Below are 22,020 nucleotides of genomic sequence, written 5' to 3' on the forward strand. Positions count from 1 at the left end.
GTTCCAATAGTAGCGAGTGCAATTTGTTTTAGGGACTTAGCGATCATTTTTGACTCCTGGTTTTTTATATTTGATGATTAATGTCAGTATTTTCTGTTAGTAGAACAGTTTTATTCATACAAATTAAACCGATAAAACTGTTGTCTAACAATCTTTCGTGTTGTAGATATTTCTCGGTGGAAATCAGGATTTATTTCCTTTCCTTTGTATCTTTTTGTATCTGTTTGTATCTGTACATGAATATATCAATATCTATGAAAACACCGCTAGTATTTTTACGCTGCTTCACAGACTCTTCACAAAATACTAAGTTTTTCTGGGGTTTCAAGAGTTTTTTTTTAAAATTTATGTAAAGTTAGTATTTTTTTTCCGGATATTTAATATACCGCTAGAAATGTATAGATTGCTTTAATGCAAATACATTATAAATCTATAAAATAAATATATCTTTATAATAATCTGGACTTATTTCAAAGAAAATCAGTAATCAAAAATCAGTAATTAATAAATTTTTATGCCAAATTTTAGGAAAATTGTAAAAACTTTCCGGATAATGAGTATATTCCTAGAATAATAAAGATCATTTTCCAAATTTTTGGTTATGAATCAATTTTTATAAAATTTTTCCGGATAATGAATTTATCTGTAGAATTATATAGATTGTTTCGTAAACCTTTGGTTATATGGCTTCTTATTTGGGTTGTATAGACAATATTTAGGTAATAAGGCCATATGCAATGCCATGTCCATAAGTTACTATTACTAGAGATGAGGAAATTTTTGGAATTCTCCACAAAGGTTCCACTGGCAATCACATAGAACCCATTTGGTATCTTTGTCAGCGACCCGCGTTTTTTTGCTGGGAGTCAGGAGGGCTGAATCAGGAGTCAGGAGATGGACAGAAGGTTTAATGAAGTCAGAAGTCAGAAGTCAGAAGTCAGAAGTTATTTTTTTCATTAATTGATAATTGATGATGGATAATACTATTTCTCAAAAATTTTTCTACATTTTATTGAGTAGAGGAGTAGGGAAGTAGGGGAGTGGAGGAGAAGTAAACATAAGAATAATTAACATTAACTTTACTCAAATTAACAAAAAAAATATTTTACCTGTGTTAATTACTTAATGGCTGAAGTGTTACTTAAGTATAAAATTACTTTTAGGAATTGGTATAATTGATAATTATCTCTGGTTCAAACCGTTACGGAATTGAATATAAGGAAATATTATTTCTTCTCTTGGTCGATGGTTGGCCAGCGAGGAGAACTCGCCATCCCACCCTTCGGGAAGCTCCGCTTTTTCCTGCGGAATGCTACGCAAACATGTCGGCGACAGCCGTTAACTTTTGCGCCCTTCATTCCGATAGGAAAGTTGTGCGCCAGCAAAACGACCGCTTTTTTTCCCCTTAAAAGGGAAGGCTTAATACCAGAATTATTTAATAATTAATAATTAATTATTAATTATTAAGTAACGGGTATTTGAGCAACTCTCCAAAAACCCGATCGCCTGAAAAGGTGGGGTTGCGCGACCCATATTATTTTGATGAAAAATATTCCCTATCTCCTTACCTCCCCATCTCATTTTTAACATAAGCTCAAATGGGTGATATCCGCAAAATAATGTAAATATGTGGAAAGTCTCTACTAGAGTCTCTGAGCCAAAATGATTAGTAAAAAAGACAGGACTTACGCAGAGACTCTACTTATGGTGAGGGCGAATGCCATTCTCCCCTACATATGGTGGTTTAAAGGTCAATATGCGTAAGTCCTGAAAAGACCTAACCTTCTAACTTTCTAGGGGGAAAAGTCTGTATAGCAGTCGAAGCAAAGATATTATAAAGTTCATCCATACTGAGAAAGTTAGACATACTACTGTTATAACTGAATTTCAACAGGCGATCGCTAACTACATTGACATCCTCCCGACGTTGCGCATGGCGCGACAACGCGGGATTCCTAAACCTCACGGCTCAGGACTTTCTGCTTCCTCTTGACAGAGGAGCTGCGCTAACGTAGCACCTGCCTCCGAGGCCAAACCTCTTTCTGGTCTTACGGTCGCTCCACAGACTGACACTGCTAGCCCAGCAGCCTAGATTTGTTTAGTATGGCATACTATGTGTAAAAACCGCTCTTATTGATTGGTTTTCCCATGCGACGCTCCCCTTCGGGAGAGCGCGGGTCTTCAACCAACGTTGAGATAAAACTAAGGATGCAAATGCTTTGCTGAGAATGGAGTTATAGTTAAGCATTATTAAGAAAAATATTACAATATTACAGCCTAGAGAAGTTTTAGAAATAGCATTAATTGAAGCAATTGAGCAAGTGACTCTAACTGATATCAGGAATTGGTTCACTCATTGCTGTTACTGTACCTCACCACCGTACGAAAAAAACTGTAGAAAAATGAAACAGCCTTTATCTTGATATTGGATTAACCAACATTGGCTGTACGGCGCAGCTCACTATTCCCTCGCCAGTAAATGCCTCTGGGAATTTCTTTCTGATTATCTGAATACTGCCATTGATGTCAGCATTGATCGCTTTACCTGTTGAACTTCTAAACAAACCACGTTTGACTCGTTTTCCCACATACAATTCATGCTTACAGGGCAATTCCAGCAAAAGTGCTTTCAACAATGAATAATGAATAATGAATAATTACCTCTCCTTGAAAATAAATTGAAGAGGATTGACAAATTCATGAAAATTTTTCTTCACAGGAGTCGATTGGATATGGCGCAGGTTTCCTCGCTATCCCATCCTACGGAATGCTGCGCAAACGACCGCTTATTATCCCCTATCCAAGGGGAGGCGCATACCCACAATTTTTCGGTAAAAAATACTACTTAATGTGGGATGAGTCTGACTCACTCAATATTTACACCCCCTATAAAAATAAAGGGCGTTGCTGATTTGAGGTATAAAATTCAACTTTGGGTAAATTTTCAGTCAAAACAATAATACAAATTATACCTATTTCTTCCTATTTAGTTACCGAAAAACTCCTTTATAGAACCCATTTGGTATCTTTGCACGCGGTAGGGGTTTTTGGCTGCCAAAATCAGTATCTAGAGAAATATAGCGCTGTGCGCAGCTCATCTGGCAACAGCTCCGGAAGGCAACAGGGAACCCACCCTCCCCACACTCCGTCTATATTTTTAAATAGATCCCAAATTGGTTCTATACTTACTAACTCCTAACTCCTGTGAAATCATAAATTTATTCCGCAACGCCAAATAAAGAATGTTATAGAGACATATAACCGAGCAAAAACAGCTTAACCAAAATAACTTTTCACAATCTTCATAATTCTTTCTGAGGCATGACCGTCACCGAAAGGATTAATTGCCATTGCCATTTTTTTATACTTAGCAGCATCACTCAACAATTCCGCAGTAGCAGCCATAATATTAGTTGAATCAGTACCTACAAGTTTAGCAGTTCCTGCCATGATTGCTTCCGGCCTTTCTGTAGTTTCTCGTAATACTAAAACAGGCTTTCCTAAGCTCGGAGCTTCTTCTTGTAAACCACCAGAATCAGTTAATACTAAATAACAGTTATGAATTGCTCCTACTAATTGACTATAATCAAAAGGTTCTTCTAAAAATACTCTGGGATGACTTTCTAAAATAGTTTTTAAAGGTTCTCTAACTGTAGGGTTTTTATGAAGAGGTAAAACTAAAGCTGTATCAGGAAATTTGTCTAAAATCTTGATAAATCCTTGAGCAATTTCTGTCAAAGGTTCTCCCCAATTTTCGCGCCGATGAACAGTTGCTAATATTACTCGGTATTTGTGCCAATCTAAACCATAAATATAACATTGAGGTTGAGTTTTTGCTACTTTTAACAAAGCATCAATGACCGTATTTCCTGTTTGATGAATTTTCCCTACTACTCCAGATTTGTGCAAGTTTTCTACAGCTAAATTGGTAGGAGCGAAATGCAATTGAGCTATCTGAGAAATTAAACGGCGGTTTGCTTCTTCAGGATAAGGATTAAATAAATCATTAGTTCGTAAACCTGCTTCGACGTGACCAACAGGAATTTTTTGATAAAATGCAGCTAGGGCAGCCGCTAAAGCGGTGCTAGTATCTCCCTGGACTAATACTAATTGAGGCTGCAGTTGCAGAAATAACGCTTCTAATCCTTGCAAACTTCGACACATAATATCTGTCAATGTTTGCCGAGTTTGCATAATTGCTAAATCCCGATCTGGACTAATTTCAAATAATTTCATTACCTGTGTTACCATTTCTCGATGTTGTCCAGTTAAAATTACCTGAGTATTAAAATCTGGATAATTTTGAAAAAGTTGGATAACTGGTGCTAATTTTATAGCTTCCGGGCGAGTTCCTAAAGTAATTGCTACTTGGATTGGAGAATTGAGCATTTTGACTTAATTTTAGATGTTTTTCTAGACAGTCATCAAAATTATATAGTGTTTCTTGGTTGACTGAAGTACAGTAATTAGCCTTAAAAGAAAGACTTAAATCAGGGAAATAAAAAAGCTGTTAACTGATGGCTATTTGCGTTTCGGCTGTCGCTTTACGCAGCATGACCTAGAAAGTTATAATTGCAAATACAGCTTAGGATTTGATTAAATAATAATATCTAGTATATCAGGAGGGGTATTATATGTCAGGGTTATTTCTAACAACTACTAGCTCAAGTATCTTGCTGATGAATGTAATTTATTACCTACTACAATCAAGGTTAATGTTATTTGATTTAACATCAGATTTATTGATAGCACTGGCCTATTATTTTATCGCACTAATACTTACCTACTGTTTGATTAAACGACCAAGTATGCCATTCAATGTAACTTTTTGGATGTTTGCAATTTTGATGATTTTTAGTGGTATTTCTTACAGTCAAAAAATTTGGACTCTACGGTATCCTCATCATGGTCTATTAGGGTTAGTTAAAGGTACTACAGTAATAGTTGCTATCGTCACAATAATATTTTTAATTCGTTTAGCTCGAAAACTTTTAAAAATACCTGATTTGATACAACTAGAAGCAACTAATGAGGAACTAGAAAAGCAAATCAGAGAACGTATTTTAGCTGAAGAAAAAATATGCCTCCTAAATGCAAATTTGGAAGCTAGAGTACACAAGCGAACAGCAGATTTAAAAGATTTAAATCAAAAGCTAGAAAATGAAATCAATGAACGTATAGCATTTTCTGAAGCTTTAAAAAATTCTGAGGCTCGCTTAGCAGGTATTTTAGATATGGCGGAAGATGCAATTATTTCAGTAGATAGAAATAGAATTATTCAAATGTTTAACCAAGGAGCAGAAAAAATATTTGGTTATACAAATCAGGAAGCTGTGGGGCAATCACTTGGTAAATTAATTGTTTGGCAAGAGTCAAAATTCAACAACTCTCTAGAAGTAAAAAATCATCAAACAAAACATAGACTAGCTGTAGTTATTGCTAGGCGAAAAGATCATACAGAATTTCCAGCAGAGGCATCAATTTCACAATTAGAATTAAAAGATGAAACTGTATTTACGATAATTTTGCGAGATATTAGCGAACAGCAAGCTGCGCTTTATGAACGCAAACAAGCAGAACAAAAATTAGCTATTCAAGCTTCAGCAGCAGCAGCAGTAGCAAAATTAGGTCAACGTGCTTTACAAAATATTTCTTTATTTCAGTTAATGTCAGAAGCAGTGTACCTAGTTTGTCAGACCCTACAACTAGACTATTGTCAAATTTGGGAATACCCATCAGATACTCAAACTTGGCAAATTAAAGCTAGTGTGAGTAAAGCAAAAGCTTTAATCACTCAACCATTGGTTACTAAGGCTTTTGATTCTATTATTGCTCACACTTTAGCTGCTCAAAAACCACTCATTATTGAAGACCTCAGTGCTAGAATTTCAGAGTATCCAGACTTAAAACAATTGTTAAACCAAGGCATTTTGAGTGGTATGAGTTTAATAATTCCGGGAAATTATCAACCAGCAGGAATATTAGCAGTTTATGCCAGTAAAAAATATACTTTTACTCTTGATGATATTCACTTTTTACAGTCAGTGACGAATGTTCTCGCTAGTGCAATTGAACAAAATTTAACTCACTTAGCGCTACAACAACAATTACAACGTAGTCTTCTATTAGGACAAATTACTCAAGATATTCGCCAAAGTTTAGATGCACAGAGAATATTTGATACTACTTCAAAACAAATAGGTCAAGCTTTTCTCGTTAACCGTTGCATCATTCATTCCTATCAAGCAGGAACAGTACCAAAAGTGCCATTTGTAGCTGAGTATTTGGAGGAAGGATATCAATCAATCATGGATTTAGAAATGCCGATAGTAGATAATCCCTACATGGAGAAGCTTTTAGAGCAAGATAGAGCGATCGCTTATAGCAATGTTTATACAGCACCAGTGTTACAAACAAATATTTCTATATCAATATGTATTTCCATAGGATTAAAATCTATGTTAATAGTTCGCACCTCTTATCAGGATGAACCCAATGGGATTATTTGCTTGCATCAATGCGATCGTTACCGTACTTGGACAAAAGATGAAATTGAACTACTAGAAGATGTTGCCAAACAAGTGGGAATTGCCCTGGCCCATGCTCATTTATTGGAGCAAGAAACTAGCCAAAGTCAACAACTTGCTGAACAAAATATTGCTCTTCAACAAGCAAGACAAGCGGCAGAAGTGGCTAATAAAGCTAAAAGTGAATTTTTGGCTACTATCAGCCATGAAATTCGGACTCCAATGAATGGAATAATTGGGATGACTTCTTTGTTATTTGATAGTGACTTAAATTTAGAACAGCAAGAATATTTGAATGATGTCCATGACTGTAGTATAGCTTTACTCGGAATTATTAATGATATTCTTGACTTTTCCAAAATTGAGTCTAATAAAATAGATTTGGAGCAAAGACCTTTTAATTTAAGATTATGTGTGGAGAAGTGTATTGATTTACTAGCTATTAAGGCAGTTAACAAAAATATTGAATTAGCTTATTTACTTGAAGATGATACTCCAAGTATAATTTCAGGAGATGAAATAAGAGTAGGCCAAATATTAGTTAATCTTATCTCTAATGCAATTAAATTTACACAAAAGGGAGAGGTCTTAGTTAATGTTTCAGCTCACAAAATAATAGATTCAAAAAAAAGCAATAATCAACAAAATATAGATAATGATCTGTATGAAATAAAAATATTTGTTAAAGATACTGGAATTGGGGTTCCCCGAGATAAAATGCACAAATTATTTCAACCATTTAGTCAAGTAGATAGTTCAACAACTAGGGAATATGGAGGAACAGGATTAGGATTAGTCATTAGTAAACGTCTCTGCGAGATGATGGGTGGTAAAATGTGGTTTGAAAGTCAAGAAGGAATAGGATCTACCTTCTATTTTACCCTAATTGTAAAAGTTGATGAGAATGTGAAAAGTCAACTTAATTCTATACCTAAATTAGGTAAAAAACGATTATTAATTGTAGATGATAATCTTTCTTGCTTACAAATTTTAACTAAGCAGTTAGGTCAGTGGGGGATTTTAGCTCATGGCGTCGCATCAGGTGTCGAAGCAATAGATCTCCTTCAACATGAAAATGTTAACCAAAATCAAGTTTTTGACCTAATAATTATTGATATGCAAATGCCAGAAATGAATGGAGTGGCAACTGCTACTGCTATTAGGGAGCTACCTAAATATCAATCTTTACCATTAGTGATGTTAACTCCTATTGGTAAATCTCCAGAAAAAAATCAGCTCCAAAAACTAAATTTAGCAGCTTTATTAAATAAACCCATTAAGCAATCACAACTGCAAAATATATTGCAGAAAATATTTAGTCAAATTACAATTAACTCTTAGTATTTTTTAATAAGATTTTTATGAATTCAAAGCAGTCACAGAATAATGCTACTGTAATTATGATAGTCGATGATGAAAAATTGACCCGTTATTTACTTCATCAAGCATTACAAAAAGAAGGATATCAAATAATAGAAGCAAAAAATGGTAAGCAATGTCTAGAAATGTGTAGTATTCAGATACCAGACCTAATTCTACTAGATGCAATGATGCCAGAAATGAATGGCTTTAATTGCTGTATCAAATTACAAGAACTTTTTAGTAAGGATTTATCAAATAATTTGTCTCTAGATCAAAAACTAGATAGCAATCCTTTACTCTATCGGACTCCAGTGTTAATGATTACTACTCTTGAAGATCAAGAATCTATCGATCTTGCCTTCGCTGTTGGTGCCCTAGATTATATTACTAAACCTGTTAAATTCGCAGTTTTACGTCAGCGAGTCCGTCGAATTTTGCAAATTAATCAACTTGTTAAAGAGTTAAGAAAGCAAACAGAAAGATCGAGATTAATGAGCCTCGTTCAAGAACGAATACGTCAGTCATTAAACCTTAATGATATTCTCAAAAATACAGTAGATGAAGTCAGAAATTTTCTTAAAACTGACAGGGTATTGATATATAAATTTAATCCAGATGGAACTGGTGAAGTATTGATGGAATCTATTGCTTCTGGTCTACAATCCGTTATAGAAAATATGAGTATAAATTCATATTATAACAATGATAATCTACAGCCAACAAATCTTACTAAAAATATAGCTATTGCTAATTTAATTCCATATCATATTGAATTTCTGACTCGGTTTAAAGTAAAATCTAACTTAGTAGTACCAATATCAAAGATAAATAAAGAACAATTTTCTGATCAAGATTTTGACTATTCTAGAGAAGAATTATGGGGATTATTAATTGCCCACCACTGTTCAAAACTAAGAAAATGGCAATCTTCAGAAATTGAATCTATTGAACATTTAGCTAGACAATTAGCGATCGCCTTACAACAGTCAGAATTATATCAACAATTAGAAACTGCAAATGAAAAGTTATTTCAATTTGCTACCCTAGATGGTTTAACTAAGATTGCTAACCGTCGTCTATTTGACCAATATATCCACAGGGAGTGGCGACGTATGGCAAGGGAAAAAGCACCAATATCTTTAATTTTCTGTGATGTTGACTATTTCAAACTTTACAATGATACTTATGGTCATCCAGCAGGAGATAAGTGTCTGCAAAAAATTGCTAAAGCTATCAAAGCAAAAGTAAAGCGACCGGGAGATTTAGTAGCACGTTACGGTGGCGAGGAATTTGTAGTTGTATTACCTCGAACAGATGCTAAAGGTGGATATTATGTGGCTGAATCGATCCGTAGGCGAGTTATGAATTTAAACTTAGTTAATACTGCTTCTAAAGTATCGCCATTTGTTACCTTGAGTCTCGGTGTAGCTAGCGCTATTCCTTTACCAGAGTTTCCCTTAGAAAAGTTGATTAAAACAGCAGATGAAGCTCTCTATCAAGCTAAGCAAGAAGGGCGAAATATGACAATTGTGAGGATTGTTTAAACTGCTATAGCAGAAGGAAGAAGGAAGAAGAAAGAAGTAATATCATCAGGATGTTCGCAAATTAACCTTGAAAACGCCCTCTGTCGGGGTGCCATTCGGAGGTTTGGGGAATGCAAATGGCATTGGCGTTCCGCCAAGATCCGAATTGCGCCCTCACTCGATAAGGGTGTCCGTGCGTAAGTCCTGATAATTAGATCATAGGAAATAGTGTTAATAATATCAAATTTGCTTGAACAACTTCACTTCAATTTAGCGAACGGTTGTTAGCTAGTGCACAATTATCGTTACTTGATATAATCTGATGAATTACAGGTATATTTTATTTAATAAACCCTACAATGTCTTAAGTCAATTCACTGACAACATTGATGAGTCCAACCAACGCCAAACCCTTAAGGATTATATTCCCGTTTCTTCAGTTTATCCTGTGGGTAGATTAGACCGAGATAGTGAAGGAGTTTTGCTACTCACAAATCATGGACAACTCCAACACCGACTAACTGACCCTAAATTTGCTCATCCTCGTACTTATTGGGTGCAAGTGGAACGAATACCAGATGATGCAGCATTAAGACAACTAAAACAAGGTGTAACGATCAAAAATTATCAGACTCGACCTGCAAAAGTAAGATTGTTATCTGTAGAACCCAATTTTCCACCCCGCTATCCACCAATTCGATTTCGTAAAACTGTACCCACCGCATGGTTAGAAATCATTCTCACAGAAGGTCGAAATCGTCAAGTGCGAAGAATGACAGCAGCAGTTGGTTTTCCCACACTACGGTTAGTTAGAGTAGCGATCGCAGACCTGTACATGAATGAACTTCAACCTGGTGAGTGGCGAGACCTCAATCAAACTGAAATTGAATCTCTCAAGCAGATGGTTTTTTAATTGAGGAGGTTGCTAGAGGGATAAATCAACCTACTATTTATCTAATTTACCATTAATTATGCCATTAAAACCATAAACTTCTCGTCTTCCAACAAATGGTACTAAAATTACTTCCCGTTCATCTCCCGGTTCAAATCTAATAGCAGTACCTGCCGGAATATCTAGACGCATTCCTTTGGCGAGTTCGCGGTCAAAACTCAAAGCATTATTTGCTTCATAAAAGTGGTAATGGGAACCAACTTGAATTGGGCGATCGCCTGTATTTGCTATTAATAATTTTACTGTGGGGCGACCTGGGTTTAATTCGATTTCTCCCTCTTGAATAATCATTTCACCTGGAATCATAATAGTTATCTTTTTCCTATTTATTCTGTCTTTCAACAATTCTAATTTCTAACGAATGGGATTATGAACAGTTACCAATTTTGTCCCATCAGGAAAAGTCCCTTCTACCTGAACTTCTTGTACCATTTCTGGGATACCTTCCATTACATCATTTCTTGTTAATAAAGTTGTACCAAAACTCATTAATTCAGACACCGTTTGACCTTCTCTAGCACCTTCTAAAATTGCCGCGGAAATATAGGCAACTGCTTCAGGATAATTTAATTTTAAGCCTTTTTCTTTACGACGTTCTGCTAATAAAGCAGCAGTAAAAATTAACAGTTTATCTTTTTCTTGGGGTGTTAACTGCATAGTATTTTTATATAGTCATCTCAGGGAAAATTTTATCATGTTTATCAATTTAATACTTGAATTGGTAGTGCATCAAGAAAGTGTGGGAATGGTAATATGAACATAGTCCCTAAATAGTTCAAACCATTATGGAATGTGCTTTGTGTGGTCATGGGCATTGCCCATAAGCACGGAAAAAACCAGTAAAGTAAGCCAACGGTACTATTGTCCCGAATGTCTACAAACTTTTCCTATGGGATGCTGCGCAAACACGCTCTACTTTCTATACCCTACAGTATCGTCGGCAAATTGAACCAGAAACAATGCCTATGGTTCTGCAAGGTCATATTGAGGGTAGTAGTTTAAGAGGAATTAGTCGTACAGTAAATCTGTCCTATAATACGGTAGTGAGTTTGGTGAGAGCTGCCTCTCAAAAAGCGAGTGGCTAATTCTGGGGAGACCCCAGAATGTAAGAGGCACTCAAGACAAGGACAAATGATTCATCATGCTCATGTACGCGCATATCGAAACCTCACAAATCAGTGGAGATGAATTTTGGTATGAATGTCCAAAAAAACAGGCATCACTGCCAGTCGAATGAACTGAGGGCAGGTGATTGTGGGATTGGGATGAATCAAGCATTCTCAAGTGGATTGATTCTCACAGGGAGAGTTGGTAAACATACTCAGGACTTACGCAAAGACACTATAATATAGTGTTTACCCACAAAGGTTGATCCATTTGGCGATCGCTTGAAAACAAAATATAGCAATCCTATTTTATTTGTGTATGAAAATCTTACCGCTTTTAGGGAACAGGGAACAGGGAACAGGGAACAGGTAAGAGTTTCGGTTTTTTTATCTACTTTTTGATTACCCGCAACCTATTTAGGATTGCTATATCAAAAATTTCAAAGCTTAACTCAAGTTACTTGATATTATTTGGTATACTTTTTGAGTATAAAAACAATTATTTGTCAACATATTTAAGATGAATTTTAATTATTTAAAATAATTTCAGTATTTAATTAAGTAGCCATAAAAATTATACTCTGACAAATCTTCCTGACCATCTGGAAGAAGTTAGCCACGATTAAAAAGGAATCGCGCAGGTAGACGATACCGGATGTATAAAAAAATATCAAAAACTGGAATAATTAGGATGGAATGAGTGAGAATTAGTATCAGGAAAAATCATTAAAATTAAAGGTTTTCCTAGAGATAAAAAAAAAGCGATCGCTAATTAGCGAGGTCTGCTCAGAATGTAATACGCACTCAAGACAGTCAAATTATTCTGGGTTACTATTTTCACAAAAAGAACAGAATATATTGCTACTAACGACCTGAATCAATCCTGTAATGATGAGGTAGAGTTGGAAATCCAAACTAGATGGAAAATCATCGTGATAGTATGTAACTATTTGCAGCTACTCTGCCCTGCCTATGATTATTTATTCAACAAAAAAAAGTATTTCGCTACTCAGAGATATATACATACTATAGAAGTGATGTAGCTACTGCTAGGATCTGCCAAAACTCAAGCAAGAGATTTAGAAAAAAATTGTGATAATCTTTGACTTAGCTAGGGAGTAGCTCGATTGACCTATATTATACCAGTTGAAGGAAAGGTTAAAAAAGATCAAAAGCTTAAAACTCAGACAACGCAATATTTTTCTTCTTCCTTCTTCCTTCTTCCTTCTTCCTTCTGCACATGACCAAAAACATCAATCAAAAACTAATAATTTTTCTAGCATTTCTACTATTATCATTCTTCCTCAGATTTTGGACTTTATTTGTATCTGTATTAGACAAAGACGAAAGCATCTATATATTAGGAGCAGATAGTCTATTAAACGGCAACCTTCCTTATATAGAAATTTGGGATAACAAACCTCCAGGTATTTTTATCTTATTTTCCCTAACAATGCTAATTTTTGGAAAATCCATAGTATCCATCAGAATCTTATCTATTATCGCCACAACTTTTACCAGTTATTTCTTATATAGCATTGGTGTAACTATTGACAAAAAACAAGGAGATAAAATTGGATTATTAGCAGGTGCTTTATACGCTATTTTTTCCCTACATAATGATGGTGCTGCTGCGAATGCAGAAATCTTGTTTGCTCCTTTAGTGACTGGAGCATTTTTATTATTATTTCACAATAGGGAACCGTCAAATATTCAAGTATTTTTGAGCGGCCTAATTTTAGGGATAGGAATGCAAATCAAATACTTGGTAGTTATGGATGTTTTGGGATTAATTTTATTGGGAAGTTTATTTCGGAAGGAAGAAGGAAGAAGCGGTGAGACCCCGCGTCGCCGAAAGGCGCAAGGGAATGCTCACCAAGAGAGGAAGAAGGAAGAAGAAGAAAGTAGGAAGGAGAAAAGAAAACCTGGAAATAATTTTCAGACTATAGACATATTCAAAAATCTTTCTTTTTCCCTATTTAAGTTTTATATTATTTTAGGTGCAGGCTTAATTTTACCTGCCATTATCATCGCAGTTATTTATCAATTTTCGGGCTATTTTGATGAATATATTTATGCAACTATCACTGCAAATAGTAAATATGTAGCAATGCTCAATTTTTCCTGGTCAGACCTTTTCAGTAGACTCAGAAAACAGGTATTAGGAAATATTTTATTGTGGTTATGTTTATTTTGGAGTCCGGTTTATTTGTTTGTCTTTGCTAGAGGTAAATTAAAGCAAGAACGAAATTTAATCTATTTATTTTTGTGGTTTAGCTGTGCTTTTTTAGCAGTTTTATTATCAAAGCGATTTTATAATCATTACTTTTTACAATTATTACCTCCTTTATGTTTAATTAGTAGCTATTTAATTATTAAATCCGTTCATTTACCTCAAAGAAAATCTAGAAGTCAAGATTTATATGAAGAAGCCAAGAAACAGAAAAAAACAGTTATGATAAATTCCCGAAATTTTTCTATTGACTTGCCTTCTGCCTTGCCAAATATACTTTTATTCCTAATCTTAATATATCCTTTTGCCCAAGCAGGTTATAACAAATTAAATAAAAATTGGGAATTTATCTATTATCGATATATAAAAATAATAGATACATGGGATGACAGAGAAGCTTTGATTGCTAAATATCTACAGCAGAGAATTAGATCGACAGATTATATATATATCGTCAATTATGAACCAATAATTTATTACCTAGTTCCCACAAAAATTCCGACAAAATATGCTTTTTCTAGCCATTTAACAGCCATGTCTCAGATTTTACCTACGGATGCTCTCCAAGAATTAGATAAAATTATGGCGAAAAATCCTAGTTATATTTTACTAGCAGAAAAAGATAATATTAGTCCAGAATATAGAAATCATCTTAATCAATATTTAGAAAAAAAATACTTTCTAGAAACCACAATTCAAAATGTTAGATTATATCGAAGGGTGCATTTAAATTTTGAATAAAGCCAAAAAATTATCACTTTTAGGGAATAATTAATAATTAATAGATATCTCCGAAAAATAAATCAACCTTTTAATTAGGGTTTGCTGATTAAATCGAAAAGCACTGATATATAAAGGCTTTAGCATTTTTTAGTAAAAAAAATCTAAGCTTTTAGGTCATAATAGTTCAAAAAATTAGCATTTTAGACTCATAGTTGCCCAGAATAATCCCTTGATTATTCTTCCTCCTACCTCCTCTATAATTCCCATTTATCCTGTCTCCTATCTAGGGAATAATTAATAATTAATAGATATCTCCAAAAAATAAATCAACCTTTTAATTAGGGTTTGTTGATTAAATATAAAAGCACTGATATATAAAGGTTTTAGCATTTTTTAGTAAAAAAAAATCTAAGTTTTTAGGTCATAATGGTTCAAAAAATTAGCATTTTAGGCTCATAGTTGCCCAGAATAATCAAGGGATTACTCTTCCTCCTACCTCCTCTATAATTCCCATTTCTCCTATCTCCTACCCTTACCCATAAGACTTTTTCAGCAAACCCTAATTAGATTGGTTAAGGAAAGAAAAATTAACCCTAAAAAAGATTTTTTAGCAACTTTTTCGTGAAAATATCTTACCTGTTGCCTGTTGCCTACTCCTGCAAAAAATCTATATCTTTTTCACCAGATATCTAATGATTTCTGTATGATAATTAATTTTATTTTTGATTATTGGAGATATCTATTGAACAAAAAAAGAATTCAGAAATCAATAAATAGAATATAAACTAAAAAAAGGAAAATAATAAGAAAAATTAAAATCTCTAGCCAAAATAGCATCAATAATGGTAAACAAACAAAAATCCCGAACCGACTATTGCGGTTAAAAAAATCATTTTTTATGACTACAGACACCGAAAAATACATCCTAGCTCTCGACCTCGGTACAACAGGCAACCGAGCAATATTATTCAATTCTCAAGGCGCTAGTATCGGTCAAGCTTACAAAGAACTTACTCAATATTACCCTCATCCCGGTTGGTTAGAACACGACCCAGAAGAAATATGGGAAGACACTTATGCCATGATGGAACAAGTGTTCCGAAATACTAATATTTCCTCCTCAAATGTAAAAGCTATCGGTTTAACAGTACAACGAGAAACCTGTCTCCTCTGGGACAAAACCACAGGTAAACCACTGCACAAAGCAATAGTTTGGCAAGACCGTCGTACCGCACCCATGATTCGAGAATTAGTAGCAAAAGGCAAAGCAGAAAAAATTCAAAACTGTACCGGATTAGTTTTAGATGCTTACTTCTCAGCAACAAAATTATCCTGGATGCTAGAGTGGGTAAAGCGAGACCAACCAAAAATTAACCTCAGTAATGTGTTGGCAGGTACCATCGATACTTGGATTTTGTGGAAACTAACTGGTGGGCAAATTCACGCCACCGACCATAGTAACGCCAGTCGCACAATGTTAATGAATATTGAATCCCTAAGTTGGGATAGAGAATTATTAGACTTGTTTCAAATACCTAGAGAAATAATGCCGGAAATAAAACCAAGTTTCAGCATATTCGGCAAAACAAAAGCAGACTTATTAGGAGTATCAATTCCCATAGCTACAATTTTAGGAGACCAACAAGCTGCCTTATTTGCCCATGGTTGCGATCGCCCCGGAATGTTAAAATGCACTTATGGTACAGGTAGTTTTTTGATTGCTAATACTGGAGATAGTCTTACTAAATCTCAAAATCAACTATTATCAACTATTGGATGGACTCAAAAAATAAACGGTAATTTGAAAACAGCTTACGCTCTAGAGGGGGCAATGTTTACCACGGGAGCTTGTATTCAGTGGTTAAGGGATGGGTTGAAGCTCATAGACTCCGCAGCAGAAACTGAACATCTGGCAATGGAAGTGGAAGATACTAACGGTGTTTATTTTGTACCTGCTTTAAGTGGTCTCGGTACCCCTCACTGGGATATGAATGCTCGCGGTGCTTTTCTCGGAATTACTGGAGGTGTGAAGCGGGAAAACATGGTAAGAGCAGTTTTAGAGTCAGTTGCTTTTCAAGTTAAAGAAGTTGTGGATGCTCTGAATAAAGATAGCGGAACTCTAATGACTAATCTAAAAGTTGATGGTGGAGGTTCGCAAAATAATTTTTTAATGCAATTTCAGGCAGATTTGTTGGGTATTCCTGTTGAACGACCTGCGTTTATTGATGCTACTGCTCAAGGAGCTGCTTTTGCTGCTGGTTTGACAGTAGGTCTATGGGATGACTATCACAAATTGGTGAATAATAGTACAGTTGGGCAGGTGTTTGAACCCAGTGAAAATGCTGCAAAAGTGCAAAAAAGTTTTATGGTTTGGCAAAAAGCTGTTAGTAGAGCAAAAAATTGGATTGAATAATTTTTGGCAGTCCTGCAAGGGTAATGGTATTGATTGAACTTGGGGCAAATTACCTAATGATGTTAGCTGTTATTACCTCAGCTCCAATTGGTCGCTCTTGGGAGTTTCCCGTAGTGTGGGATGGCGTTAGCGTTAGCGTTTGCGCAGCATTCCGATAGGAAAGCTCCTCTGTCACTCTTCGGGTCTACTCGCCATATCCAATCGACCAAGAGAGAGGATGTATTTCGGTTTCTTTCCTACTCACAGTTTTTTCCACTCCCCATCTCCCCTAACTGAATTACCGTTCTTAGAAACCTATGATTATCTATATAAATCTCTGATTTTCTCTAAATAATCTGTTCTATTCCTGCTTCAAACTGGCAACGTCGGCGTTATCCAGTCCACAGGCTGTCACGGTCGTTTGCTTTTGCTTCGCAAAACTGGCGTAACGCAACGCTGGCGCGAAACGCGTTAGCGTTGCGGAGCAAACTGACCGCCATAGCTAAATTTAACGCTGCATTCAAGTCTCGTTCGCGCTAGCGTTGCGGAGCAATCACAACTGAAATTGCAGTGTTCGCAATTAAATACTCTCTCTGACAAAGACAGAGACTCTTTAGCAGTTCCACACCTACTGCAAGTCTTAGAACTAGGGAACCATCTATCAACAATAATTAGCTCAGAACCGTATAACTAACACTTGTAATCTAACTGTCTGCGAAACTCATAAAAACCCATGTCAGCAACTGCCTTAGCTAGTTTTGGCTCGGCCATCATTCCTGACACATTAAGGTCTTCTATTACTATTTGACTGTGGTTTTTAGCTAAATAAGTAGTCAGTTTATGCAATGTATCTTTTCTGATGTTTGCTATTGTGTTGTGTAATTGAGCTATTTTGAGTTGTGCTTTCTTCCAGTTATTGGAAAACTTGGTTTTATGTCTGTTAAGGTATTGCAGTCGGGATAATTTAGATTCTAACTTTTTGTAAGATTTAGCCCCTTCAAATATCTCGCCAGTTGAGAGTGTAGCTAAAGTTTTTACACCTAAATCTACACCAACTACATCTGCTGATTTCTCAGTAATTATGGTTGCTTTCTCTACTTTGAAACTGATAAACCAACGGTCGGCTTTTCTGCTAATAGTTACAGATTTAGGGATAACATTATCTGGTAATATTTCATAAGTTTTAACCCATCCAATTCTTGGTAATTTTATGTGATTAAACCTTACCGATATTGAGCCATCTAGAGTAAAACTATCATCCCTACCTTTTTTCTTGAATTTAGGTTGACCAGACACTTTGGTAAAGCAGCGTTTCCAAGCCTCTGATAAATACTTCAAAGCATATTGAGGCGCACATTTAGAAACCTCGTAGTACCAATAGTTTTTAGGTTTAACCATTGCTACTAAAAGTTTATGCAGGTCAATTGCAGTAGGAAATTTAAGTTTACCTGAAGGATTATTGAAATTGTGATTAAGGATATTCCTAGTCAACCATAGTCCCCAATTTATTTGCATTACGAGCTACACCAGCGTGTTTAACCAGTAACGTTTTTTGCCTCTGATTGGGGTGTAACTCAGTTTTGAATCCTAGTAGCATAAAATCAAATCTAGATAATCAGATATTATAGTAGATAATCATAGATTTTGTCAAGCTGTTATTTACCCCCCGTATGACAAAGACACAAGCAGTAAAAATAGCAAAATTTCTCACCATATCTAAATTGACCAACATAGGGTGAAGAAAAGATAAAATCTAAATAGGTCTTTAATATACTTATGATAATTCCTCAAGCAGTTACAATTATGTATAAATCATCCCAATATAATTGTATGGATATACAGGAAAATAGTAGCATGGATCTTGGAATTTCCATCATCGCAATTGCAGATAATATAATAGTGGGAGTAGGGGGTAGCTCCTCTACAACTGTTGCTCCTAGACAGTCTAGTCAAGTTGTTAACAAACCATATCCCAACTACAAGGTTATTGTTTTAAATGATGATGTCAATACATTTAAGCACGTCGCTGAATGTTTGCAAAAATATATTCCAGGTATGACAAGTGATCTTGCTTGGGAGCTAACTCACCAGGTTCACAATGAAGGTCAAGCCACAGTTTGGGTTGGCCCTCTAGAACAGGCAGAATTGTATCATCAGCAGTTGAGTCGGGCCGGGTTAACAATGGCACCCTTGGAAAAAGCATAAATAATTTCAGTAGGGTAATCAACAATATTAAAATAATTAAACAAAGTTAGATATAACTAGATATTTATTGTGATATACTAGATTTATGTCTAACTTATTAACGGTATCTCAAGCAGCAGAACTGCTAGGAGTGTCAACAAAAACAATTAGACGATGGGAAACTGAAGGACGGATCAAGTCAATCCGTACCGAAGGCGGTCATCGACGATTTACTGTCTCTAACTTAATCGGTAACAAACAAGATAATTCTTTGACCGTTGCCTATGCCAGAGTCAGTAGCCTAGACCAAAAAGATGACTTAGAGCGCCAAAAAATAGTTTTAGAAGCATATTGCGCTCAACAGGGTTGGTCTTTTGAAGTCATATCAGACTTGGGTAGTGGCTTAAACTATCGCAAAAAAGGACTGATTAAGTTAATCAAACTGATTTGCTCAGACCAAGTAGAACGATTAGTCTTAACTCATAAAGACAGATTACTGAGATTTGGTAGTGACTTAATATTTACTTTGTGTGAAATATTTGGTACAGAAGTAGTTATGATTAATCGCTCTGAAGACTCTACCTTTGAGGAAGTTTTAGCACAAGATGTGATAGAAATAATTACAGTTTTCTCTGCTAGACTCTATGGTTCAAGAAGCCATAAAAACCAGCAAATTGTTAAGCAATTGAAAGAAATAGCTAACCAGTTAAAATGAAATTGTTTAAGACTAAACTCAAAGTCAATAACAAACAAAAAACACTGCTTGCTAAAAACGCGGGTGTAGCTCGTCATATTCTTTATAACTGGGGATTAGCAACTTGTATTACTGAGTATGAATAAACAAAAAACGCCCTAGTGCAATTAACTTACATAAACGTTTAGTTGCTGAGGTTAAATCAATTAATCCTTGGTACTATGAGGTATCCATCAGGCGCACCACAACAAGTATTAAGAGATTTAGAGAGGGCATTTAAAAACTTTTAAACTATTCCCAAGCGTGGATTCCCTAAATTTAAGAAAAAAGGGAGAAAAGACAGTTTTTATTTAGAAGGTAGTATTAAGATTACCCAAGGAAACTATATACAATTACCACGGATAGGAGTAGTAAAAACTTATGAAATCTTACCTTTTGTATCAGTTAAAAATGTCACAATATCCAAACGTGCAGATTGCGACATAAGTTTTAAGTACGATTTTGAACAGTTAGTGACATCTCCCACACGCTCGCTGACCCTATAGTGTGGGCTTCTCGTTTCGTAGCTCCGGTATCCCGTCGAGCTCCACGAGCTTTAAGGACGGAATGCCCTACCGCCCTATTTTTGATATTTATCGCCGCATTTACATCCCGATCTATTACGATGCCGCAATGCGGGCAAGAATGAATTCTTTGGGATAATTCTTTAGGGACTTTTTCACCACAATTTGAGCAATCTTGGCTAGTATTTTTAGGGTTCACAGCTATAGTTTTCTGCCCAGCGTTTCCGGCTTTGACATTTAAAATAGTTAGAAATTGTCCCCATGCAGCATCATTAATTGATTTACTCAATCTGGTTTTCGCCAGCCCTTTGATATTTAAGTTTGCCTCCGGCACGCCGCTCCGCGTCTACGTAAGCAATAACATTGGCTTTTGATAGTAATTCATTGGCTGTTTTAAAATGAAAATCTTTACGCTTGTCGGCTACTGCTTGGTGCGCGTTCCGCAAGCGAGCTGTCGTCGTCGCGGGGTCGCATCCGCCTTTTTATGTTGTTTGGGTAATGCTTTGACTGCTTTTAACCATCTTTTACTACCTTTTTTCTTCTTAGATAAACGTTTTTGTAGAGTCTTTAATCGCTGCTGAGATTTTCGATAATATTGAGGAATTGGAACTAATTCCCCTTCGCTCGTGGTTAAGAATTCCTTCAGCCCCATATCTATTCCCAGAGTATTTTCTGATGTAGGTTTGATTTCAGAAATAATAGAGGGAACCGATTTATCCTCCATGGATAAAGTTACATAATACCCATCCACTTTACGGCTAATTGTGACTGTTTTAATTTGAAAACCCTCTGGCAAAGGCCGATGTTGAATTAACTTTACATTACCAATTTTGGGGAGATTAATTCTTTGATTAACAACGCAATCCTGTTTTATTTGAGGATAAGTGAAACTACGATAACGGCTTTTATTTTTAAATCTGGGTTTTCCTAATTTTTGCCCGTTTTTATCTGCTTTTAACCACCTATCAAAAGCTACCTTGACTCGCTTAATGCAATCTTGCAATACCTGAGAATGAATTAGCTTATACTCAGGAAACTTGTCTTTGGTATTGACTAAATCTCTTTTCTGAGAAAAATAATCTGGGTTATCTTTTAGCTGAGGAATTGATGTTATTAACGGGCAAGCATTAACCGGACAGCGGTTCTCTTCCCACCATGAAAACCTCTCGCCCAAACGATAGTTGTACTGCCGACGCAACAATTCAAGCCACAACTCTATTGTGGCAGTTTGGTCTTTGTTGGGTTTAAGCTTGTATTGATAGGCAGTCCGCATAACGGCAAATTTCCCTGGTTATAAAACACAATAGCACGAGTGTTTTTTTACATACCAAAACTTGAGGATAATATTTGTAAATTAATGGGGCATCGAACCTATTCAATTTACCGCCGAGAAACCTCACGCCAAATCTCGCGATTATGGCGTGAGGTTTCTCGGCGATTTAGCTAAATTTGCCAACGTTATAGCCTAAAGGAAAGGCAAAAAACGAATAATTCGTCATCAACGTGCAATTAGCAAAAAGAAGTTAAAGGTTCTCACAACAAGCTCAAAGCAGTAAAGAAACTAGACAAAGTACACAAAAAAGCTGATGCGACCCCGCGACGACCACAGTCACAAGCGGTCGATCTTCGGAGCTTCCCGTAGGGTGGGATGGTGCAATTCGGAGCGGGTGTGCACTCTTTGAGTCTCCTCGCCATATCCAACCCACCAAGAAAGGGAACGCGCACCAAGCAGTAGCTGACATCAGAGCAGATACACTACAT

General features: G+C 35.8%; 18 protein-coding genes. 8 read left to right on the forward strand and 10 right to left on the reverse strand.

Annotated elements, in window-relative coordinates:
- Positions 1–1,777 precede the first annotated feature (1,777 nt).
- From F6K23_RS05410 to wecB, 3 genes are all read right to left on the reverse strand, one after another.
- Entirely contained in the window at positions 1,778–1,945 is a 168-nt protein-coding gene (locus F6K23_RS05410; RefSeq protein WP_293151669.1) for a hypothetical protein, read from the reverse strand.
- A 469-nt stretch (positions 1,946–2,414) separates the two neighbouring features.
- Positions 2,415–2,621, reverse strand: coding sequence for a hypothetical protein (locus F6K23_RS05415; RefSeq protein WP_293151672.1), 207 nt, complete (start codon positions 2,619–2,621; stop codon positions 2,415–2,417).
- 655 nt (positions 2,622–3,276) lie between these two features.
- Positions 3,277–4,389 (reverse strand): non-hydrolyzing UDP-N-acetylglucosamine 2-epimerase, encoded by a 1,113-nt coding sequence (gene wecB, locus F6K23_RS05420; RefSeq protein ID WP_293151675.1) that lies wholly within the window; start codon positions 4,387–4,389, stop codon positions 3,277–3,279.
- 245 nt (positions 4,390–4,634) lie between these two features.
- On the opposite strand from wecB, the gene F6K23_RS05425 reads away from it, so the two are divergent.
- From F6K23_RS05425 to F6K23_RS05435, 3 genes are all read left to right on the forward strand, one after another.
- Positions 4,635–7,868 carry an ATP-binding protein gene (locus F6K23_RS05425; protein WP_293151677.1) on the forward strand — a complete coding sequence of 1,078 codons (3,234 nt, stop codon included), beginning with the start codon at positions 4,635–4,637 and terminating at the stop codon, positions 7,866–7,868.
- A gap of 20 nt (positions 7,869–7,888) precedes the next feature.
- Positions 7,889–9,433, forward strand: coding sequence for a diguanylate cyclase domain-containing protein (locus tag F6K23_RS05430; protein ID WP_293151680.1), 1,545 nt, complete (start codon positions 7,889–7,891; stop codon positions 9,431–9,433).
- Between the two features lie 301 nt (positions 9,434–9,734).
- Positions 9,735–10,325, forward strand: coding sequence for a pseudouridine synthase (locus F6K23_RS05435; RefSeq protein ID WP_293151683.1), 591 nt, complete (start codon positions 9,735–9,737; stop codon positions 10,323–10,325).
- Between the two features lie 33 nt (positions 10,326–10,358).
- On the opposite strand, the gene F6K23_RS05440 is transcribed toward F6K23_RS05435, so the two are convergent.
- Both F6K23_RS05440 and ureA read right to left on the reverse strand, forming a co-directional pair.
- On the reverse strand, positions 10,359–10,670 hold the full coding sequence (locus F6K23_RS05440; RefSeq protein WP_293151686.1) for an urease subunit beta: 312 nt from the start codon (positions 10,668–10,670) through the stop codon (positions 10,359–10,361).
- Between the two features lie 48 nt (positions 10,671–10,718).
- On the reverse strand, positions 10,719–11,021 hold the full coding sequence (gene ureA, locus F6K23_RS05445; RefSeq protein WP_124142719.1) for an urease subunit gamma: 303 nt from the start codon (positions 11,019–11,021) through the stop codon (positions 10,719–10,721).
- A gap of 1,689 nt (positions 11,022–12,710) precedes the next feature.
- Here ureA and F6K23_RS05455 point away from each other — a divergent pair.
- Both F6K23_RS05455 and glpK read left to right on the forward strand, forming a co-directional pair.
- Entirely contained in the window at positions 12,711–14,444 is a 1,734-nt protein-coding gene (locus F6K23_RS05455; RefSeq protein WP_293151690.1) for a glycosyltransferase family 39 protein, read from the forward strand.
- Positions 14,445–15,324: 880 nt separating this feature from the next.
- Positions 15,325–16,839 (forward strand): glycerol kinase GlpK, encoded by a 1,515-nt coding sequence (gene glpK / locus F6K23_RS05460; protein ID WP_293151693.1) that lies wholly within the window; start codon positions 15,325–15,327, stop codon positions 16,837–16,839.
- Positions 16,840–17,289: 450 nt separating this feature from the next.
- On the opposite strand, the gene F6K23_RS05465 is transcribed toward glpK, so the two are convergent.
- Genes F6K23_RS05465 through F6K23_RS05475 form a run of 3 tightly spaced genes read right to left on the reverse strand, consistent with a single transcriptional unit; the run spans position 17,290 to position 18,415 of the window.
- Positions 17,290–17,490: a zinc ribbon domain-containing protein gene (locus F6K23_RS05465; RefSeq protein ID WP_367267635.1), complete on the reverse strand. Its 201-nt coding sequence runs from the start codon at positions 17,488–17,490 to the stop codon at positions 17,290–17,292.
- Between the two features lie 18 nt (positions 17,491–17,508).
- Positions 17,509–18,333 (reverse strand): transposase, encoded by an 825-nt coding sequence (locus tag F6K23_RS05470; RefSeq protein WP_293151696.1) that lies wholly within the window; start codon positions 18,331–18,333, stop codon positions 17,509–17,511.
- Positions 18,302–18,415: a helix-turn-helix domain-containing protein gene (locus tag F6K23_RS05475; protein ID WP_293151699.1), complete on the reverse strand. Its 114-nt coding sequence runs from the start codon at positions 18,413–18,415 to the stop codon at positions 18,302–18,304. Before F6K23_RS05475 ends, F6K23_RS05470 begins: the two co-directional genes overlap by 32 nt.
- Before the next feature lie 257 nt (positions 18,416–18,672).
- Here F6K23_RS05475 and clpS point away from each other — a divergent pair, with 257 nt between their 5' ends.
- The 3 genes from clpS to F6K23_RS05490 all read left to right on the forward strand — a co-directional run bounded on the left by clpS (position 18,673) and on the right by F6K23_RS05490 (position 19,842).
- Positions 18,673–19,023 (forward strand): ATP-dependent Clp protease adapter ClpS, encoded by a 351-nt coding sequence (clpS, locus tag F6K23_RS05480; protein WP_293151702.1) that lies wholly within the window; start codon positions 18,673–18,675, stop codon positions 19,021–19,023.
- 85 nt (positions 19,024–19,108) lie between these two features.
- On the forward strand, positions 19,109–19,717 hold the full coding sequence (locus tag F6K23_RS05485) for an IS607 family transposase (protein WP_293151705.1): 609 nt from the start codon (positions 19,109–19,111) through the stop codon (positions 19,715–19,717).
- Positions 19,714–19,842 carry a helix-turn-helix domain-containing protein gene (locus tag F6K23_RS05490; protein ID WP_293151708.1) on the forward strand — a complete coding sequence of 43 codons (129 nt, stop codon included), beginning with the start codon at positions 19,714–19,716 and terminating at the stop codon, positions 19,840–19,842. Before F6K23_RS05485 ends, F6K23_RS05490 begins: the two co-directional genes overlap by 4 nt.
- Positions 19,843–20,185: 343 nt before the next feature.
- Here the strand turns inward: F6K23_RS05490 and F6K23_RS41505 are convergent, their stop codons facing one another.
- On the reverse strand, positions 20,186–20,593 hold the full coding sequence (locus F6K23_RS41505) for an RNA-guided endonuclease InsQ/TnpB family protein (protein ID WP_367267629.1): 408 nt from the start codon (positions 20,591–20,593) through the stop codon (positions 20,186–20,188).
- An 87-nt stretch (positions 20,594–20,680) separates the two neighbouring features.
- Positions 20,681–21,532, reverse strand: coding sequence for an RNA-guided endonuclease InsQ/TnpB family protein (locus F6K23_RS41510; protein WP_367267630.1), 852 nt, complete (start codon positions 21,530–21,532; stop codon positions 20,681–20,683).
- Positions 21,533–22,020: the final 488 nt, after the last annotated feature.

Origin of the sequence: Okeania sp. SIO2C9, from assembly GCF_010672455.1 — a bacterium.
Classification (GTDB): domain Bacteria; phylum Cyanobacteriota; class Cyanobacteriia; order Cyanobacteriales; family Microcoleaceae; genus Okeania.

Excerpts from the sequence above, each read along its gene's own strand:
- F6K23_RS05425 (WP_293151677.1), top strand. The coding sequence starts at position 4,635 with ATGTCAGGGTTATTTCTAACAACTACTAGCTCAAGTATCTTGCTGATG.
- F6K23_RS05455 (WP_293151690.1), top strand. The coding sequence starts at position 12,711 with ATGACCAAAAACATCAATCAAAAACTAATAATTTTTCTAGCATTTCTA.
- F6K23_RS05470 (WP_293151696.1), bottom strand. The coding sequence starts at position 18,333 with ATGCAAATAAATTGGGGACTATGGTTGACTAGGAATATCCTTAATCAC.
- F6K23_RS05440 (WP_293151686.1), bottom strand. The coding sequence starts at position 10,670 with ATGATTCCAGGTGAAATGATTATTCAAGAGGGAGAAATCGAATTAAAC.
- ureA (WP_124142719.1), bottom strand. The coding sequence starts at position 11,021 with ATGCAGTTAACACCCCAAGAAAAAGATAAACTGTTAATTTTTACTGCT.
- F6K23_RS05475 (WP_293151699.1), bottom strand. The coding sequence starts at position 18,415 with ATGCTACTAGGATTCAAAACTGAGTTACACCCCAATCAGAGGCAAAAA.
- glpK (WP_293151693.1), top strand. The coding sequence starts at position 15,325 with ATGACTACAGACACCGAAAAATACATCCTAGCTCTCGACCTCGGTACA.
- clpS (WP_293151702.1), top strand. The coding sequence starts at position 18,673 with ATGGATCTTGGAATTTCCATCATCGCAATTGCAGATAATATAATAGTG.
- F6K23_RS41510 (WP_367267630.1), bottom strand. The coding sequence starts at position 21,532 with ATGCGGACTGCCTATCAATACAAGCTTAAACCCAACAAAGACCAAACT.
- F6K23_RS05490 (WP_293151708.1), top strand. The coding sequence starts at position 19,714 with ATGAAATTGTTTAAGACTAAACTCAAAGTCAATAACAAACAAAAAACA.
- F6K23_RS05435 (WP_293151683.1), top strand. The coding sequence starts at position 9,735 with ATGAATTACAGGTATATTTTATTTAATAAACCCTACAATGTCTTAAGT.
- F6K23_RS05485 (WP_293151705.1), top strand. The coding sequence starts at position 19,109 with ATGTCTAACTTATTAACGGTATCTCAAGCAGCAGAACTGCTAGGAGTG.
- wecB (WP_293151675.1), bottom strand. The coding sequence starts at position 4,389 with ATGCTCAATTCTCCAATCCAAGTAGCAATTACTTTAGGAACTCGCCCG.
- F6K23_RS05430 (WP_293151680.1), top strand. The coding sequence starts at position 7,889 with ATGAATTCAAAGCAGTCACAGAATAATGCTACTGTAATTATGATAGTC.